Below are 17,055 nucleotides of genomic sequence, written 5' to 3'. Positions count from 1 at the left end.
TTCGCTTTCTTATTGGCTGGAAACTTGCCGCTGCAAAACGGAAGGGGCAGCCCCGTCACGGAATCCCGTCACGGAACTGCCCCTTCGGACAGGGTGTTCACACCGCGGTGGCGCCCCCGTCCACGGCCAGCGCGGCGCCGGTGACGAAGGAGGCCTGGTCGCTGCACAGCCACATCGCGGCCCGCGCCACCTCCTCCGGCGCGGCCATCCGCTTCTGCACCGACTCCGCCATGAAGGTCTGCTCCAGCCCCGGTACGACGCTGATCGCCCGGTCCAGCATCTCGGTCCGGGTCGCGCCCACGACCAGCGCGTTGACCCGGATGCCCTGCTCGCCGTAGTCCGCGGCCGCCGCCCGGGTCAGCCCCAGCACCGCGTGCTTGGCCGCCACGTACGCGGCCGACGCCCCGGTGGCCGACGTACCGGCCACGCTGGAGGTGTTGACCACCGCGCCGCCCGCGCCGTCGCGCAGCATCACCGGCACCTGGTGGCGCAGGCAGTTCCACACCCCGCGCACATTGACGTCCATGGTCAGGTCGTAGTCGTCCTCGCCGAGCAGGTGCAGCGGTACGCCCGCGGTGCCGTACCCGGCGTTGTTGAAGGCGGCGTGCAGCCCGCCGAACTCGGTGACGGCGGCGTCCACCGCCCGGCCCACATCGGCGGACCGGGTCACGTCGCCGGCGACGGCCAGCGCCCGGCCCCCGGCGGCACGCACCTCGTCGACCAGCTGATCCAGCCGTTCGGCCCGCCGGGCCATGAGGACGACGGCGGCTCCCCCGGCGGCGAACAGCCGGGCCGCGGCGGCCCCGATCCCGCTCGACGCCCCGGTGATCATCGCGACTTTCCCCGTCAGCACGTCACGCCTCCCAGACCCGGCCGGCGGCCGCCTCGGCGTCCACCGTGGACAGCAGTTCCTCGTCGATGGCGTCCAGCCCGTCCACCAGGTGCCGTACGCCCGCGGCGCGCATCAACTCCCGCTGGTGGCCGTGCTCGTAGGGGCTGGGCAGGCCGATGAAGGCGGTGCCGAGCCGGCGCGCCTCCTCGGCGACCCGGGCCACGTCGTCCACGAACAGCGCCCGGTCGTACCGGAGTCCGAAGATCTCCGTGGTGATCTCGTGCAGACCCGGCCGGAACGCGTCGGTGCACACATAGCCGGGACCGTCGAACAGCTCGGCCCAGGCTCCGAGATGGGTGTCGAAGTGGTGCTTGGGCAGACCGCCGTAGCAGACCACGCGCAGGCCGAGCGCGCGCAGCCGGTGCAGCAGCTCGGGCACACCCGGCTGTACGACGACCGGGTGGTCGGCCAGATAGCGGTCGCGTTCGGCGAAGTACGCGGCGAGCACCTGCTCGGCGCTGAGCCCGCCGCCGACCGCGTCGGCCAGCCGCCGGGCGGCCACCGCCTGCGACTGCGAGAACACCGCCCGCTCGGTGGCGGCCGTGTAGCTGCCGCCCCGGGCGGTGACGAAACGGTGGATGACCGGGCTGAAGGTGTCGTTGAGCAGCACTCCGTCGATGTTGAGCGCGGCGAGGCCGAGCTGGGTGAGCCGGCGTCCCATAGGTGATTCCCCCTTAGCTGAACGGCGCGCGCGCCGCCTCCCGCGCGGCCGGAGACCGCGCGGGGGTGAGTGGCGGGCGGCCGCGGCGACACACCGGCCGCCCGGAAGGCGGTGGGCCGGACGGCCGTGGAAACGTACCGGTCCGCACCCCGAAGCCGACTGTTCCAGTCCTCCGGTTCCGGCCGGGTGAATCGGCCGGAAGCTGCCCCCGACCATGACCGGTACCGGCCCCCGGCCCGGACCGGGCGGGGCCGGGCCGGAAGGGAAGCCCGCAGGACCCCTTACTTCTGTGCCGGGCCCTCGTCCGCCGGCACCAGCGTGGTGATGCTGGAGAAGACGCAGCCCTGGTCCTGGAGGGCGAACACGAGAACCCTGCTGCGGCCCCGGCTGTCGGCCGGGAGCGGGTTGACGTGGATCCAGCAGGGCATGTCGAACTCGACGTACCGGTAGAAGGCGGCGTCCATCGCGGCCGGGATCACCGGTCGCGGGTACGACATGGTGTGCGCGGCCTGGCGCGCGGCCTCCAGCAGGAGCATGCCGGGGACGTGGTCGACCGGGTGGTCGAAGAGCGTCGGGTGGTTGACGTCGATGCGCAGCTGGGTGCGGCCGGGCGCGTCGGTGGGCGAGAGGACGACGTCCTCGAAGTGCTCGCGGCCCACCCGGGCCGGCGGCATGGGCGGTGCGAGCGGCACCACCCGGGCCATGGCCTCCGCGGCGTCGGCGTACCGGCCGCGCAGCCGGCGGTAGACGCTCGGGGTGTGGCCGACGTAGTCGACCTCCCCGGCCCCGACCCGCACGCCGTCCTTGACCACGTCGACGCGTACGGTCATGGCGGCGAGCCGTCCGCCGCGCCGGACCACGTCGGCACAGACGACATGCAGTTCGACCTCGGCCTCGGTGCCGTCGGCGGCGAGCGGGACCGGGTCGACGGTGTAGCGGAACTGGCTCCAGGACTGCGGGTTGCCGAACGGCACGCCGTACGCCGCGTGCCCCAGCAGCAGCACCGACTGGCGGATCGATTCGGCAGCGAGCAGCGGGTCGTGGCAGCCGTGGACCGGCGGGTGGAACGGGTGGTCCTGCGGCCACCAGGCGTTGACGACGAAGGTGTCCTCCCCCTCCGGGCGCCAGCCGGTCACCAGGACTTCGGACGCCGCGTTCTTGTGCACGTAGGACTGGATGCTCTGCACAGTGCTGGACATGCGCTTCCCCCTAGAAGCATGCGTAAGTGGCACCTGAGCCGCCTCAAACATAAAGAGCGTTCTTTTTTCCTTCTTTCAACGGCGTGCAAAGTTTCGGCCAGGCCGCAGCCAAGTCACGGATCTCCCGCCCGCATTCACCCGGCTCCACCCCATTTCTCCGCAGCTCAGCGCCGCCGGAACTTGACTGACCCCACCCAGCCGGATACCTGTTACCTAGCGAACGTTCTAATTTTTTGGAGGCGTCATGCGGCAGCCGAAGCAGCAACGCGCCGTTCAGACTCGCGAAGCGATCCTTCGTGCGGCGGCAGCCGTCTTCGACGAGCTGGGCTACTCGGGTGCGAGCATCAACCGGATCCTGGAGCGGGCCGGGACCACGGCGGGCGCGCTGTACTTCCACTTCAAGTCGAAGGAGGGGCTGGCGCACGCGGTGATGCTCGCCCAGCCCGAGACCATCGTCCCGACCTCCGACTCGCACGGCCTGCAACGGGCCGTGGACATCACCCTGATCTGGGCGCAGCAGCTCCAGGCGGACCTGATGCTGCGCGCGGGCGTGCGCCTCACCACCGAGCAGACCACCTTCGGCATGGAGGACGCCGCCAAGCCGTACCAGCAGTGGGCCGAGATCATGGAGGAGCACCTGCGCGAGGCCGCCGACAACGGTGAACTCCAGGCCGGTGTGGAGCCGCGCGAACTGGCCGAGTACATCGTGGAGTCCTGTACCGGCATGCAGCTGTACTCCAAGGCGGTCAGCGGCCGGGAGGACCTGATGGACCGCGTGCTGCGCATGTGGCGGCTGCTGCTGCCGGGCATCGCCGTCCCGGCGGTCGCGGTACGCACCCGGCTGGACCCCGACCGCGTCCAGCCCGTCCCCGCGGCCGCGGCGGCGCCCTGACCGCACACCCCTTCACATCTGACGGCCCGTCACCTTCAATGGATGTGTGATGGGACACGCGGGGGCGGCCGCCGCAGCCGTCCGATACCTGAGGCCTCGGCGAGCGGCCCACGGACCACCGGAGCCGCTGCCACGCCCGCGGCTGCGGTGCGTCGGGGAGGACGAACGGCCCGCGGTGGAGCAGGCCGAGTTCCGGCGGGTGCTGGGCACCTTCGCGACCGGGGTCACCGTGATCACGGCACCGCCCGCCGACGCGGCGCAGAGCCCCGCCGGCTTCGCCTGTCAGTCCTTCTCCTCCCTCTCCCTCGACCCGCCCCTGGTCTGCTTCCTGGTGGGCCGTACGTCCACGACCTGGCCGCGCATCGCCCGCGCGGGCGTCTTCTGCGTCAATGTGCTCGGCGCCGGCCAGGAGGCGCTGTGCCGCGCCTTCGCGGTGAGCGGCGCGGACAAGTTCGCGGGGGTGGCGTACGACCGCGCACCCGTCTCCGGTGCGCCGCGCCTGACCGGCGCCACGGCCTGGATCGACTGCGCCGTGCACGCCGTCCACACCGGCGGCGACCACCTCGTCGTGGTCGGCCGGGTCACCGCCCTGGGCGCCCCCCAGGAACCCCCCGAGCCGCTCCTCTTCCACCGCGGCCGCTTCACCCGCCTCGCCTCCCCCTGACCCGCAATTCGGTTGCGGTGACACCGACGCGCCCGGTGAGCTGGGCGGATGAGCGGTGTCACGGAGTTTGGGCGGCGCACAGCCGGGCGGAGGCCGTCCCTGCGGCGCAGATCCGCCGTGCTCGGAGCGCTGATGCTGGCCGCCTTCACCTTCAACACCGTGGAGAGCCTGCCGGTCGGCCTCCTCGAACCGATCGCCGGGAGCCTCGGGGTGTCCCTGTCCGCGGTCGGACTGCTGGTCACCGGTTCGGGTCCAGGCAGCGTTCAGAGCCGCCTACCACCTCCCGCGGGTCGGCTCCATCGCCGTGGCACCGACGAGCCGACCCACCTGGGGGAACTCGTCGGGGCCCTGGCAGGACAGGTGGAGGAGCGATCCATCCAGCCTCATCCCGCCCCCAGCCGCCACAGCGATGTCCTTTCCGCCGCGCGGGCCTGGTGCAGCGGGGCGGTGGGGTCGGTTGCTCGGGGGTGGCGGGGGCGGGTGGTGGTGTGGTCCAGGATGTGCAGGCCTGCGGCGGTGATCGCTTCGAGCAGTTCGGGGCGGGTCCGCAGGCCCAGGTGTTCGGCCAGGTCGGAGAGGATCAGCCAGGCTTCGCCGCCCGGTGCCAGGTGGGCGCGGGCGCCGGAGAGGAAGGCGTGCAGCATGGTGCCGCCGGGGTCGTACACCCCCTGTTCCAGGGTGGAGGTGGGGCGCGCCGGGAGCCAGGGCGGGTTGCAGACGATCAGGTCGGCCCGGCCCGGCGGATACAGCTCGGGGCCGGTCACTGTGACCCGCCCGGACAGCCCCAGCCGCTCCAGGTTGGCGCGGGCGCAGGCGCGGGCCCGGGGGCTGAGGTCGGTCGCGGTCAGCCGGGGCACCCCGCGCCGGGCCAGGACGGCGGCCAGCACACCGGTGCCGGTGCCCAGGTCGAAGGCGGTGCCGCCGCCCGGGGCCAGGGCGCCGGGCGGCAGCGGTGCCTCGGCGACGAGGTCGACGTACTCACCGCGGACCGGGGCGAAGACGCCGTAGTGCGGATGGATGCGGGCGCCCAGGGCGGGCACCTCGACACCCCGCTCGCGCCACTGCCGGGCGCCGAGGACGCCGAGGAGTTCGCGGAGCGGGACCAGGGTGGGCCCGGTCGGCGGACCGTAGGCGTCGGCGCAGGCGCGCCGGGTGTCGGGGGCGCGGCGCAGGGCGAGGCTGTGGTCCGCCTCCAGCAGGACCAGCAGCCGGCCCAGGGTGCGGGCCCGGTGGGCGCGGAAGCGGCGCTGGAGGTGGAAGTCCTCGGCCGGCGTGGCCGCCGGACCCGGTGCCTTGCGGTCGATACGGCGCTCCAGCGCGCGCAGCAGCTGGCGGGCGCCCTGGTAGTCGCCCCGCCACAGCAGCGCGGTGCCCTCGCAGACGAGGCGGTGGGCGGTCGCGGCGCGGATGCGGTCGTCGGCGACGACCAGGCGGCGGGGGTGCGGAAGCCGGCTCTCAGAGTGCCAGCGGGCGGAAAGGGGTGTGGCCTCCTCGGTCCAGCGGACCGTGGGCGTGGCGGACACGGAATGCTCCTCGGGGTCGCGGTCGGTCGTGGGCGGGCGCGCGCAGGGCGTCGCCCAGGACCAGGCCGGGGACCAGTGGGAGGGGCATTCCGGATGTCATCAACTCACCTTTCAGTACGGCTGCGTTCAGGATACGGCCGGCAGTGCCTGCGGTGCCGGGACGCGGCGGATCACCAGCGCCATCAGCGCCGCCGCCGCGCACAGCGTGCCGGCCGCGTACCACACCACGTCGTAGGAGCCGAAGACGTCGCGGGCGACGCCGCCGAGGTAGGCGACGAGGGCCGCGCCGACCTGGTGGGAGGCGAGGACCCAGCCGAAGACGATGGCGCTGTCCTCGCCGAACTGCTCGCGGCAGAGCGCCAGGGTCGGCGGGACGGTGGCCACCCAGTCGAGGCCGTAGAAGACGATGAAGAAGATCATCGGCGGGTGGACGGACGGGCCCAGCAGCATGGGCAGGAAGAGCAGGGAGAGGCCGCGCAGGGCGTAGTAGACGGCGAGCAGCCGGCGCGGTTCGAAGCGGTCCGTGAACCAGCCGGAGGCGACCGTGCCGACGACGTCGAACACGCCGACGACCGCGAGCAGCGAGGCCGCCGTGGTCACCGGCATGCCGTGGTCGTGCTCGGCGGGCACGAAGTGGGTCTGCACCAGGCCGTTGGTGGAGGCACCGCAGATCGCGAAGGTGCCGGCGAGCAGCCAGAAGGTGCCCGTCCGGACGGCGCCGGACAGGACCGAGAGGGTGCGCCGGGCGGCACCGGTGACCGGGGGCGGCTTGGGTATGAACTCCTGGGCGCCGTATGGCTTTTCGCCGACGTCGGCCGGGTGGTCGCGGAGCAGCAGCCAGACGAAGGGCACGACGGCGAGCGCGGCCAGGGCGACCGTCACGGCGGCGGGCCGCCAGTCGTGGTGCTCCACGATCCAGGACAGCAGCGGCAGGAAGATCAGCTGGCCGGAGGCGGAGGCGGCGGTGAGGATGCCGCTGACCAGGCCGCGCCGCTCGGCGAACCAGCGGTTGGTGACCGTCGCGGCGAACGCGAGGGCCATCGAGCCGGAGCCGAGGCCCACCAGCAGTCCCCAGCAGAGCCACAGTTGCCAGGCCGCCGTCATCCACACGGTCAGTCCGGAGCCGAGCGCGATCACGGTGAGCGCGACGGCGACCACCCGGCGGATGCCGAAGCGGTCCATGAGGGCGGCGGCGAACGGCGCGGTGAGGCCGTACAGCGCGAGGTTGAGGGAGACGGCCGCACCGATCGTGCCGCGCGACCAGCCGAACTCCTGGTGCAGGGGGTCGATGAGCAGACCGGGCAGGGAGCGGAAGGCGGCCGCGCCGATGATCGTGACGAAGGTGACGGCGGCGACGAACCACGCCCGGTGCACTCGGCGGCGCCGGGCGGGCGGGGCCTGGACGGGGGCTGCGGCTGGGCTTGTCTGGGTCACGTCACCGATCTTCCCCGGCCGGTTCCCTTCCATCGAGTGGCCCGAGGGACAGTGTTCGCTAGGATCGGGCCATGACGGAAGCAGGCGATCGGGCCATGACGGAAGCAGGCGATCGGGTCAGGGCGGAAGCAGGCGACCGGGCCGTGGCGGATGTGGCCGATGCGGACGACCGGCGGGCCATGGCCGCCCCCGGCGCCTTCCGTCCGCACCGGGTCGCCGTCCTCGCCCTGGACGGCCTGCTCCCCTTCGAACTCGGCATCCCGCACCGCATCTTCGGCCGCCCCCGGGACGCCCGGAAGCGGCACCTGTACGAGGTCGTGACCTGCTCGGTACGGCCTCCCGGCCCGGTCGAGACGGACGCCGACTTCGCCATCCACGTCGCCCACGGCCCCGAGGCCCTGGCGGCGGCCGACACGGTGATCGTCCCGGCGTCGTACGAGATGGGACCCGTCTACGAGGAGGGCCGGCTCACCGCGGAACTGGCCGCCGCGCTCGCCCGCGTCCGCCCCGGCACCCGGCTCGCCTCCATCTGCACCGGCGCCTACGTCCTCGCCGCCGCCGGCTTCCTCGACGGCCGCCCGGCGACCACCCACTGGGCCGATGCCGAGCGCTTCCAGCGGATGTTCCCGCGGGTCAGGGTGGACCCCGAGGTGCTGTTCATCGACGACGGGGACGTGCTGACCTCGGCCGGGGTGGCCGCCGGGATCGACCTGTGCCTGCACATGGTCCGCAGCGACTTCGGCACGGCCGTCGCCAACGACGTGGCGCGGCGCACGGTCGTACCGCCGCACCGCGACGGCGGGCAGGCCCAGTACATCGAACGGCCGGTCCCCGACCCTCAGTTGGCGACCACGACCGCCGCCCGCGCCTGGGCACTGGGCCGTCTGCACGAGCCGATCCAGCTGCGGGACATGGCCGAGCAGCAGGCCATGTCGGTGCGCACCTTCACCCGCCGCTTCCGCGAGGAGGTCGGCGTCAGCCCCGGCCAGTGGCTCACCCAGCAGCGCGTGGAACGGGCCCGGCACCTGCTGGAGTCCACCGGCCTGTCCATCGACCAGGTGGCCCGCGAGGCCGGTTTCGGCACCGCCCAGTCGATGCGGCAGCACCTCCAGCAGGCGCTCGGGGTGACCCCGACCGCCTACCGCAGGACGTTCCGGACCGGCGTCAGAACGTGAGCACCGCTCGCGCCACCCGCCCCGCCTCCGCGTCCGCCCGCGCCTTCTCGAAGTCCTCCACCGGATGGACGGCCGTCACCAGCTCGTCGAGCAGCAGACGGCCCTGCCGGTACAGCTCGGCATACCGGGCGATGTCCCGCTGCGGGCGCGAGGAGCCGTAGCGGCAGCCGAGGACGGACTTGTCCAGATAGAGCGAGGAGACCAGGAAGGAGGCCTCGGCGCCGGCCGGGGGCACGCCGAGCAGGACGGCCTGGCCGTGCCGGTCGAGCAGGTCGATCGCCGCCCGGATCAGCTCCACCCGCCCCACGCACTCGAAGACGTGGTCCGCTCCGGCGGGCAGCAGCTCCCGCACCTGTCCGGCCGAGGTGCAAAAGTCGGTGGCGCCGAACCGCCGGGCCGCCGCCTCCTTGTCCGGGTTGGTGTCCACGGCCACGATCCGGCCCGCCCCCGCGAGCCGGGCCCCCTGGAGCACGTTCAGCCCGATCCCGCCCGTGCCGATGACGACGACGCTCTCCCCGAGCCCCACCCGGGCCCGGTTGAGCACCGCCCCCACACCCGTCAGCACCCCGCACCCGATCAGCGCGGCGGACGGGAAGGGGATGTCGTCGGGGATCCGCACCGCCTGCACCGCCTTGACGACCGTACGCTCGGCGAAGGCCGAGTTGGCGGCGAACTGGTACACCGCCCCCGCCCCGCCCCGGGTGAACGGCCGCGCCGGACGCCCGATCGCCTGCCGGCACATCGTCGGCCGCCCCCGGTCGCACTCCGGGCAGGTCCCGCAGTTGGCGAGCGTGGACAGCGCCACATGGTCGCCGGGCGCGACATGGGTGACGCCCGCGCCGACCGCCGCCACCACCCCGGCGCCCTCATGACCCAGGACCACCGGCACGGGGAACGGGATGGTGCCGTCCACCACCGACAGATCGCTGTGGCACAGCCCGGCCGCCGCGATGTCGACCAGCACCTCCCCCGGCCCCGGTTCCCGTACGGCGAGATCGTCCACCACCCGGACCCGTTCGCCGTCGAACACCACACCCCGCATCACCCGGCCCCCTTCGGCTCCCTGGGCAGACCGAGCACCCGCTCGGCGACGATTCCGCGCTGGATCTGGTCCGTGCCGCCGTACAGGGTGTCGGCCCGGGAGAACAGGAACAGGTGCTGGGCCGCGTCGATGCGGTACGGCGCCGAGGGCGACCAGTCCGCCGGCCCCACGGTGGCCGCCGCGCCCCTGACCTGCACGGCCAGCTCGCCCAGCCGCTGGTGCCAGCCGGCCCACAGCAGCTTGGCCACGCTGGGCGCGCCCGGGTCGGCCGAACCGCCCAGGGTGCGCAGGGCGTTCCAGCGCAGCACCCGCAGCTCGGCCCACTGCCGTACCAGCCACTCGCGCAGCACGGGGTCGTGGACGGCGCCGGTCTCCCGGGCCACCCGGACCACCTCGGCCAGCTCCGCGGCGAACCCGATCTGCTGGGCGAGCGTCGACACGCCCCGCTCGAAGCCGAGCAGGCTCATCGCCACCCGCCAGCCGTCGCCCTCCGCGCCGACGCGGTGCGCCACGCGTGCGCGTGCGCCGTCGAAGAAGACCTCGTTGAACTCGCTGGTCCCGGTCATCTGCCGGATCGGCCGCACCTCGACGCGCCCGGGCTGGTCCATGGGCACGAGGAGGAAGCTCAGCCCGTGGTGGCGGCGGGAGCCCGGGTCGGTCCGGGCCAGCACGAAGCACCAGTCGGCCTCGTGGGCGAGCGATGTCCAGATCTTCTGCCCGGTCACCCGGTAGTACGACCCCGCGCGCACCGCCGCCGTGCGCACCCCGGCGAGGTCGGAGCCCGCGTCCGGCTCGCTGTAGCCCTGGCACCACAGCTCCTCGCCGGCCGCGACGGCGGGCAGGAAGCGGGCCTTCTGCTCGTCGTCGCCGTGGGCGAGGAGGGTGGGGGCGAGCAGGTTCTCCCCGATGTGCCCGGAGCGGGGCGGCGCCGCGGACCGCGCGTACTCCTCGGCCCACGCGACCTGCTGGGTGAGGGTCGCGCTGCGGTTGCCGTACCCCTCCTCACCCCACCCGAGCCCGATCCACCCGGCCTTGCCGAGGGTGCGTTCCCAGGTACGGCGATCCGCACAGGCCCCGCCGTGAGCCGCAAGCCACTCCCGCGCCTCCCTCCGGAACACCCGGTCTTCCTCACTGAACCCGAAGTCCATGAAGCCCCCTTAGGCTGAGCGCCCCTTCAGGGGCGCGGGGAACCTGCCTGATATGCGGCTCCGCCGCGTGGGCGCGACAAGCCACCACGCACCCGCAGCCGCCACACCACAACGCGCCCCGAGCTATGAGGCGTTAGGCCGGCCCCCGCCACGGGCAGCCTCTTCCATCGCCCCCAGCTGGGACAGCATCGGCATCGGATCCACCCCCACCGCCCCCGGCAGCACCTCCGCGATCCGCTCCGGCGTCCACGCCGCCTCCCCGTACACCGAGCGGATTTCCCTCGGCTGCGCCCACACCGCGATCCTGGGCCCGGCGACCGTGTACACCTGCCCGGTGACGCCCTGCGCGGCAGCCCGCTCGGACAGCAGGTACACCACCAGCGCGGCCACGTCCTCCGGCTCGCCGATCTCCGCCAGTTCCATCGGCACGTTCGCCGACATCCGGGTCCGTGCCACCGGCGCCACCGCGTTCGCCGTCACCCCGTACTTGTGCAGGCCCAGCGCGGCGCTGCGGACCAGCGAGATGATCCCGCCCTTCGCCGCGCTGTAGTTGGCCTGGGAGACCGAGCCCTGGTGGTTGCCGCTGGTGAACCCGATGAGCGTGCCCGAGCGCTGGGTGCGCATCACCGCCGAGGCCGCCCGGAAGACGGTGAAGGTGCCCTTGAGATGGGTGGCGACGACGGGGTCCCACTCCTCCTCGGTCATGTTGAACAGCATCCGCTCCCGCAGGATCCCGGCCACGCACACCGCCCCGTCGAGCCGGCCGTACGCGGCGAGCGCGGTGTCCACCACCCGCTGCCCGCCGGCCATGGTGGAGATGTCGTCGGCGACCGCCACCGCCTGTCCGCCCGCCGCCTCGATCTCCTTGACGACGGCCTCGGCGACCTCGCTGGTGGGCGAGGCGCCGGCGACGGAGACGCCGTAGTCGTTGACGACGACCTTCGCCCCCTCGGCGGCGGCCGCCCGCGCGACCGCCCGTCCGATCCCGCGCCCGGCGCCGGTCACGGCGACGACCTTTCCGGCCAAGAAGTTCTCCACGCCCGGCCCCTTCCCGCAGTTTCTGACGGTCCGTTAGATTTTATGGCCCGTCGGACGCGCGGACACAAGCCCCGGGAGGCACCGGATGGCACTGCCGAAGGAGTTCCACGAGATCGCCGAGCGGGTGAACAACTGGGGGCGCTGGGGCGCCGACGACGAGATCGGCACGCTCAACCTGGTCACGGACGAGGTCGTGCGTGCCGCCGCCGCCGAGGTCCGCACCGGCCGCCGTGTCCCGCTGGCCCTGCCGCTCCGGCAGGACGGGGTGCAGACCGGGGTGATCCCGGGCCGGGTCAATCCGCTGCACGCGATGGTGCAGATCAACCAGGAGGTGTTCGGGCCGGGCACGGTGGCATGCAGCGACGACACGGTGACCATGGGGCTCCAGTCCGGCACCCACTGGGACGCGCTCAGCCATGTCTCGCACTCGGGCCGGCTCTACAACGGGCGCCCCGCGGCCACCGTCACCGCGCACGGCGGGGCGGAGTTCGGCGGGATCGACAAGGCGCGGCACATCGTCTCGCGCGGGGTGCTGCTGGACGTGGCACGCGCGCGGGGCGTGGACCGGCTCGCGGGCGGGCACGCGGTCACGCCGGAGGATCTGGCGGCGGCGGAGGAGTTCGGCCGGGTGCGGGTGCGGTCCGGGGACATCGTGCTGGTCCGCACCGGACAGATGCAGGTGTACCTCGCCGGAGACAGACACGGTTACGGCTATCCGTCGCCGGGGCTGTCGATCCGGGCGCCGGAGTGGTTCCACGCGCGCGATGTGGCCGCCGTGGCGAACGACACGCTCACGTTCGAGATATTTCCGCCGGAGATCGAGGATCTGTGGCTGCCGGTGCACGCGCTGGACCTGGTGGAGATGGGGATGGTCCAGGGCCAGAACTGGAATCTCGAAGAGTTGTCCACAGCCTGTGGAGAGGCCGGGCGCTACGCGTTCCTGCTCGCGGCGACGCCGGAGCCGTTCGCGGGCGCGACGGGAACACCGGTGGCGCCGGTGGCCGTCCTCTGAGGAACCTCACCTGCCGCAGGCCGAGGGCCGCCCTCAGACCACCTCGAAGGCCAGCTGCTCGTACGCGGACAGTGCGTCCCCGCAGACCGCCGCCCCGCTCTTCGCGGACTCGGCACACCGGTCCAGCTCGCACCAGATGTTCTTGCCCTCCGACTCCGGGCTCCAGCCCCAGCGGTCGGCGAGACAGTCCACGAGCGCCAGGCCCCGGCCCCCGGTGGCGTCGCCGTCCGCGCAGCGGGGCACGGGCGCGCGGGAGCTGGTGTCGGCCACCTCCACGCGGACCGTGACCGACGCGTCGTCCGCGGCCGCCGGAGCCGGCAGACACAGCCGCAGCACGGCCGGACGGCCGGTGTGCACCACGGCGTTGGTCACCAGCTCGGAGACGAGCAGGATCAGCGTCTCGGCCAGCGGCTCGTCGGCCGCTATCCCGGACCCGGAGAGCCGCGAGCGGGCCCATCTCCTGGCCCGCCCCACCTCCGCGGGGTCGGGCCGGATCTCCAGCTGCACTTGAAGCACCTGCACCGCTCACACCATCCGAACCGGCGGACTCATGACCCCACGCCATCCGGACGCCACGGCACGGACCGCGACGACGATCACGACGAGGGCCACGATCGTAGCCATTTTCTGCATGGCCAGAACAACGGCCAGAGCAAGGGTCACGGAACGTGATTCCCTTACGAGACAGCATGGTTGACGTACAGTCACCCCAACAAGCGCTTCGGGCATATTCCCGCGCGAAGGAGTACGCGTGAGGCATACTGTGCGACGCTCGTGCCGGGGAGTCGAACAGGCGGGGACGAGGGTTCCGACCGCCTCGTGAGCAGCGGCGCGCACCGCGCGACCCGGCAGCATCCCTGGGACGCCGTCGGCCCGGCCCGTGCTCGCAGCCACTCGCATCCCACACAAGGTACCGGAGCGGACCGTCGACTCCGGGCCGTGACGAGCCCCGCGCAGGACACAACCCGGTATCGACGCTGAGTGATTCCGGAGCGCCACGATCCGCGACATCTTGGGCCAAAGCTTGGCCGTCGGTGCAGCCCAGCGGGGTACCGCCCGATCAGCGCACCAGCCCCTCGGCGAGCAGCTCCTCACTCTCCGTGCCGCCACCGCCACGCTGGGACCGCACCCATGCCCGCTTCAGGTACAGATGCACGTCCGCCTCCCAGGTGAACCCCATGCCGCCGTGCACCTGGAGGCAGTCCCGGGCACCGCGCACGGCGGCCTCGTCGGCGAGCAGCCGGGCGGCGGCGATGTCGGCGGGGTCGGCGGTGACGGCCGCCGCGTAGACGGCGGCGCGGACGGTCTCGGTGCGCACCAGCATCTCCGCGCACAGGTGTTTGACCGCCTGGAAGGCGCCGATGGGCTGCCCGAACTGCACCCGCGTCCGGGCGTGTTGCACGGCCAGCTCCCCCACCCGGGCCGCGGTGCCCAGCTGCTCCGCGGCGGTGAGCAGCGAGGCCTCGGGCGCCGGGCCGCCGTCCGCCGCGGGCACCCGGTGCAGCGGGGTGAGCGGGTCCACGGACCGCAGCGGCACCGCCCCGGACACCTCCCCCTCCACCACGTCCGCCGCGTCCAGCCACTCCACCAGCCGCCCGTGTACGGCGGCCACAACCGTCTCCCCGGTGGCCGCGCCCGGCACCCTCCCGGCGGCGAGCTGCGTGGCGACGAGCGGCCCGGGCAGCAGCGCCCGCCCCGCCTCCTCGCAGGCCAGCACCGCCTCCGGCAGCCCGAGCCCCGCACCGCCCGCCGCCTCGGGCACCCGCAGCGCGAAGAACCCCGCCTCCCCGAGCGCCCGCCACAGCCCCCGGTCGAGCCGCCCCGCCTCCGCCACGGCCGCCCGCAGCGCCTCCCGCCCGAACCACCGCCCCATCAACCCCCGCGCCCACTCCTGCAACGCCATTTGCTCAGAGCTCAGTTGAAACCGCACACTCCCTCTCCTCTCCGTCAACCCCCCGCCACCCCGTCCCCCAGCGACCCCCTCATCTCCCCTTCGGCAGGCCCAGGATGCGCTCGGCCACGATGTTCCGCTGGATCTGGGAGGTGCCGGCGGCGATGGTGTAGGAGAGGGAGGACAGGCGGTCGAGGACCCAGGGGTGCTCCAGGTCGAGGGAGTCGGGGCCGAGGACGTCGGCTGCGGTGTCGTACAGCTCCTGGCGGGCGTGCGAGTAGCGGAGTTTGAAGACCGAGCCCCCGGTCCCGGGCACTCCGCCGCGCGCCTCCGCCTCGCTCACGTTCCACTGGGTCAGCCGCCACAGCGCCCGGAATTCCGCCTCCAGCCGCCCGAGCCGGCGGCGCAGCGCGGGGTCGTCCCAGCGGCCGTTCTCCCGGGCCGTGGCGGCGAGCCGGCGCAGCTCCCGGCGGCAGGCGACGACCTCGCCGACGAACGCCGTGCCCCGCTCGAAGGAGAGGGTCACCATGGTCACGCGCCAGCCGTCGTGCTCGGCGCCGACCCGGTTGGCGGCCGGCACCCGCACCTCGTCCAGGAACACCTCGGCGAACTCCGCCGACCCGGCGAGGGTGCGCAGCGGCCGTACGGTGATGCCGGCGGCGTCCATCGGCAGCGCGAGCCAGGTGATGCCCCGGTGCCTCGGCGCGTCCGGGTCGGTGCGGACGAGGAGTTCGCACCAGTCGGCGACCTCGGCGTGCGAGGTCCAGATCTTGGAACCGCTCACCACATAGTCGTCTCCGTCGCGCCACGCGCGTGTGCGGAGCGCGGCCAGGTCGGAACCGGCCTCCGGTTCGCTGAACCCCTGGCACCACACCTGCTCGCCGCGCAGGATCGGCGGCAGCCAGCGCGCCCGCTGCTCCGGCGTGCCCTCGGCGGCGATCGTCGGCCCCGCGTGCAGCAGCCCCACGAAGTTGGCCCCCACATAGGGCGCGCCGGCCTTCTCCGTCTCCTCCAGGAAGATCAGCCGGGTGGTCGGGGAGGCGTCCCAGTGCACGCCGGCGTACCCGGCGTCGTACAGCATCCGCTGCCAGCCGAGGTCGTAGGCGCGGCGGCCGGGCCAGTCGTCCGGGGAGGGCGGGGCCGGGAGGGTGGGCAGCACCGCGCCGAGCCACTCCCGCAGCCGGGCCCGGAACTCCTCCTCCTCGGGGGTGTACGACAGGTCCGTCACCGGTCGAGGTCCAGGCCCAGCATGCGGATGGCGTTGCCCCGCATCAGCTTGTACACGGTCTCCTCGTCCAGGCCCTTCACATGCTCGAGGGCGACCTCCTTGGTGTGCGGGAACGTCGAGTCGACGTGCGGGTAGTCGGTCTCGAAGGTGGCGTTGTCCCGGCCGACGGCGTCCAGCGAGGCGACGCCGTGCCGGTCGCGGAAGAAGCAGCAGAAGATCTGCCGGTAGTAGTAGGTCGAGGGCGGCTCGGGGACCAGGTCCCGCACCCCGCCCCAGGCGCGGTGCTCCGCCCAGACGTCGTCCGCCCGCTCCAGGGCGTACGGGATCCAGCCCATCTGCCCCTCGGAATAGGCCAGTCTGAGTCGCGGGAAGCGCACCAGCACCCCGCTGAACAGGTAGTCCATCATCGAGGCCATCGCGTTGTTGAAGCTGAGCGAGGCCTGGACGGCGGGCGGGGCGTCCGGCGAGGCGGCGGGCATCTGCGAGCTGCTGCCGATGTGCATGTTGACGACCGTCCCGGTCTCCTGGCACACCGCGAAGAACGGGTCCCAGTAGCCGGAGTGGATGGAGGGCAGTCCGAGGTGGGTGGGGATCTCGGAGAAGGTGACGGCCCGCACCCCGCGCCCGGCGTTGCGCCGGATCTCGGCGACGGCCAGCTCCACGTCCCACAGCGGGACGAGGCACAGCGGGATCAGCCGCCCCCCGCTGTCCCCGCACCACTCCTCCACCATCCAGTCGTTGTAGGCCCGTACGCAGGCGAGGGCGACCTCCTTGTCGTGCGCCTCGGCGAAGGTCTGCCCGCAGAAGCGGGGGAAGGTGGGGAAGCAGAGCGAGGCCTCCACATGGTTGAGGTCCATGTCCGCGAGCCGGGCCACGGGGTCCCAGCAGCCGCGCCGCATCTGCTCCCGGGTGATCCCCTCCAGGGTCATCTCGTCCCGGTCGAAGCCGACGGCGGCGATGTTGCGCTTGTACGGGAACTTCAGGTCCTCGTAGATCCACCAGTCCGTCGGCGGCCCGTCCGGGTCCATGGTGATCTGGTAGCTGCCGCCGACGTAGGCGAGCCGGCCGATCCCGGCGGTGAGCGGCTGCGGACCGCGGTCCCGGTACCGGGCCGGCAGCCAGGTCTCGAAGAGGTGCGCGGGCTCGATCACATGGTCGTCGACGCTGATGATGCGGGGCAGTTCGCTGGTCATGGCCTCTCCCCTCCACCGGACCGCACGCCGGACCGGCGTCATCTGATGGTCCGTCAGATAGCA

The 17,055-nt window shown here is 73.1% G+C and carries 16 protein-coding genes; 4 read left to right on the top strand and 12 right to left on the bottom strand.

Annotation, left to right across the window (positions count from 1 at the left end):
* Positions 1 to 97: 97 nt before the first annotated feature.
* The 3 genes from ACWCV9_RS31080 to ACWCV9_RS31070 all read right to left on the bottom strand — a co-directional run bounded on the left by ACWCV9_RS31080 (position 98) and on the right by ACWCV9_RS31070 (position 2,752).
* On the bottom strand, positions 98 to 853 hold the full coding sequence (locus ACWCV9_RS31080) for a glucose 1-dehydrogenase (RefSeq protein WP_450791549.1): 756 nt from the start codon (positions 851 to 853) through the stop codon (positions 98 to 100).
* Position 854: 1 nt separating this feature from the next.
* On the bottom strand, positions 855 to 1,553 hold the full coding sequence (locus tag ACWCV9_RS31075; RefSeq protein ID WP_450791548.1) for an HAD family phosphatase: 699 nt from the start codon (positions 1,551 to 1,553) through the stop codon (positions 855 to 857).
* Positions 1,554 to 1,834: 281 nt separating this feature from the next.
* Positions 1,835 to 2,752 (bottom strand): ScbA/BarX family gamma-butyrolactone biosynthesis protein, encoded by a 918-nt coding sequence (locus ACWCV9_RS31070; RefSeq protein WP_450791546.1) that lies wholly within the window; start codon positions 2,750 to 2,752, stop codon positions 1,835 to 1,837.
* A gap of 244 nt (positions 2,753 to 2,996) precedes the next feature.
* Here ACWCV9_RS31070 and ACWCV9_RS31065 point away from each other — a divergent pair, with 244 nt between their 5' ends.
* A complete protein-coding gene (locus tag ACWCV9_RS31065; RefSeq protein ID WP_450791544.1) occupies positions 2,997 to 3,644 on the top strand; it encodes a ScbR family autoregulator-binding transcription factor in 648 nt (215 codons plus the stop codon).
* Between the two features lie 49 nt (positions 3,645 to 3,693).
* Entirely contained in the window at positions 3,694 to 4,308 is a 615-nt protein-coding gene (locus tag ACWCV9_RS31060; RefSeq protein WP_450791542.1) for a flavin reductase family protein, read from the top strand.
* Between the two features lie 383 nt (positions 4,309 to 4,691).
* Here the strand turns inward: ACWCV9_RS31060 and ACWCV9_RS31055 are convergent, their stop codons facing one another.
* Both ACWCV9_RS31055 and ACWCV9_RS31050 read right to left on the bottom strand, forming a co-directional pair.
* Entirely contained in the window at positions 4,692 to 5,831 is a 1,140-nt protein-coding gene (locus tag ACWCV9_RS31055) for a methyltransferase (protein WP_450791541.1), read from the bottom strand.
* A gap of 126 nt (positions 5,832 to 5,957) precedes the next feature.
* Positions 5,958 to 7,265, bottom strand: coding sequence for an MFS transporter (locus ACWCV9_RS31050; RefSeq protein ID WP_450791539.1), 1,308 nt, complete (start codon positions 7,263 to 7,265; stop codon positions 5,958 to 5,960).
* A 179-nt stretch (positions 7,266 to 7,444) separates the two neighbouring features.
* On the opposite strand from ACWCV9_RS31050, the gene ACWCV9_RS31045 reads away from it, so the two are divergent.
* Positions 7,445 to 8,440 carry a GlxA family transcriptional regulator gene (locus tag ACWCV9_RS31045; RefSeq protein WP_450791602.1) on the top strand — a complete coding sequence of 332 codons (996 nt, stop codon included), beginning with the start codon at positions 7,445 to 7,447 and terminating at the stop codon, positions 8,438 to 8,440.
* Here the strand turns inward: ACWCV9_RS31045 and ACWCV9_RS31040 are convergent.
* The 3 genes from ACWCV9_RS31040 to ACWCV9_RS31030 form a co-directional block, all read right to left on the bottom strand.
* On the bottom strand, positions 8,430 to 9,482 hold the full coding sequence (locus ACWCV9_RS31040) for an alcohol dehydrogenase catalytic domain-containing protein (protein WP_450791538.1): 1,053 nt from the start codon (positions 9,480 to 9,482) through the stop codon (positions 8,430 to 8,432). The two genes, ACWCV9_RS31045 and ACWCV9_RS31040, sit on opposite strands and share 11 nt — an antisense overlap.
* Positions 9,482 to 10,630 carry an acyl-CoA dehydrogenase family protein gene (locus ACWCV9_RS31035; RefSeq protein ID WP_450791536.1) on the bottom strand — a complete coding sequence of 383 codons (1,149 nt, stop codon included), beginning with the start codon at positions 10,628 to 10,630 and terminating at the stop codon, positions 9,482 to 9,484. Before ACWCV9_RS31035 ends, ACWCV9_RS31040 begins: the two co-directional genes overlap by 1 nt.
* A gap of 123 nt (positions 10,631 to 10,753) precedes the next feature.
* Positions 10,754 to 11,668 carry an SDR family NAD(P)-dependent oxidoreductase gene (locus ACWCV9_RS31030; protein WP_450791535.1) on the bottom strand — a complete coding sequence of 305 codons (915 nt, stop codon included), beginning with the start codon at positions 11,666 to 11,668 and terminating at the stop codon, positions 10,754 to 10,756.
* 85 nt (positions 11,669 to 11,753) lie between these two features.
* Here ACWCV9_RS31030 and ACWCV9_RS31025 point away from each other — a divergent pair, with 85 nt between their 5' ends.
* A complete protein-coding gene (locus ACWCV9_RS31025; RefSeq protein ID WP_450791534.1) occupies positions 11,754 to 12,680 on the top strand; it encodes a cyclase family protein in 927 nt (308 codons plus the stop codon).
* Positions 12,681 to 12,713: 33 nt separating this feature from the next.
* On the opposite strand, the gene ACWCV9_RS31020 is transcribed toward ACWCV9_RS31025, so the two are convergent.
* The 4 genes from ACWCV9_RS31020 to ACWCV9_RS31005 all read right to left on the bottom strand — a co-directional run bounded on the left by ACWCV9_RS31020 (position 12,714) and on the right by ACWCV9_RS31005 (position 16,992).
* Positions 12,714 to 13,187: an ATP-binding protein gene (locus ACWCV9_RS31020; RefSeq protein ID WP_450791601.1), complete on the bottom strand. Its 474-nt coding sequence runs from the start codon at positions 13,185 to 13,187 to the stop codon at positions 12,714 to 12,716.
* Between the two features lie 553 nt (positions 13,188 to 13,740).
* Complete coding sequence (locus tag ACWCV9_RS31015; protein WP_450791533.1) at positions 13,741 to 14,610, bottom strand: acyl-CoA dehydrogenase family protein; 870 nt, start codon at positions 14,608 to 14,610, stop codon at positions 13,741 to 13,743.
* A gap of 52 nt (positions 14,611 to 14,662) precedes the next feature.
* Positions 14,663 to 15,799 (bottom strand): acyl-CoA dehydrogenase, encoded by a 1,137-nt coding sequence (locus ACWCV9_RS31010; protein WP_450791531.1) that lies wholly within the window; start codon positions 15,797 to 15,799, stop codon positions 14,663 to 14,665.
* Positions 15,796 to 16,992: an amidohydrolase family protein gene (locus ACWCV9_RS31005; protein ID WP_385842006.1), complete on the bottom strand. Its 1,197-nt coding sequence runs from the start codon at positions 16,990 to 16,992 to the stop codon at positions 15,796 to 15,798. The genes ACWCV9_RS31010 and ACWCV9_RS31005 overlap by 4 nt, the downstream gene beginning before the upstream one ends.
* Between the last annotated feature and the right edge of the window lie 63 nt (positions 16,993 to 17,055).

The sequence above is a fragment of the Streptomyces sp. NPDC001606 genome, assembly GCF_053596835.1.
This window is presented reverse-complemented; position numbering and strand designations above follow the sequence as displayed.

What these genes read in the sequence shown, in the direction of transcription:
- ACWCV9_RS31075 (WP_450791548.1), bottom strand. Translation starts at nt 1,553, where the DNA reads ATGGGACGCCGGCTCACCCAGCTCGGCCTCGCCGCGCTCAACATCGAC.
- ACWCV9_RS31025 (WP_450791534.1), top strand. Translation starts at nt 11,754, where the DNA reads ATGGCACTGCCGAAGGAGTTCCACGAGATCGCCGAGCGGGTGAACAAC.
- ACWCV9_RS31070 (WP_450791546.1), bottom strand. Translation starts at nt 2,752, where the DNA reads ATGTCCAGCACTGTGCAGAGCATCCAGTCCTACGTGCACAAGAACGCG.
- ACWCV9_RS31060 (WP_450791542.1), top strand. Translation starts at nt 3,694, where the DNA reads ATGGGACACGCGGGGGCGGCCGCCGCAGCCGTCCGATACCTGAGGCCT.
- ACWCV9_RS31035 (WP_450791536.1), bottom strand. Translation starts at nt 10,630, where the DNA reads ATGGACTTCGGGTTCAGTGAGGAAGACCGGGTGTTCCGGAGGGAGGCG.
- ACWCV9_RS31040 (WP_450791538.1), bottom strand. Translation starts at nt 9,482, where the DNA reads ATGCGGGGTGTGGTGTTCGACGGCGAACGGGTCCGGGTGGTGGACGAT.
- ACWCV9_RS31005 (WP_385842006.1), bottom strand. Translation starts at nt 16,992, where the DNA reads ATGACCAGCGAACTGCCCCGCATCATCAGCGTCGACGACCATGTGATC.
- ACWCV9_RS31065 (WP_450791544.1), top strand. Translation starts at nt 2,997, where the DNA reads ATGCGGCAGCCGAAGCAGCAACGCGCCGTTCAGACTCGCGAAGCGATC.
- ACWCV9_RS31045 (WP_450791602.1), top strand. Translation starts at nt 7,445, where the DNA reads ATGGCCGCCCCCGGCGCCTTCCGTCCGCACCGGGTCGCCGTCCTCGCC.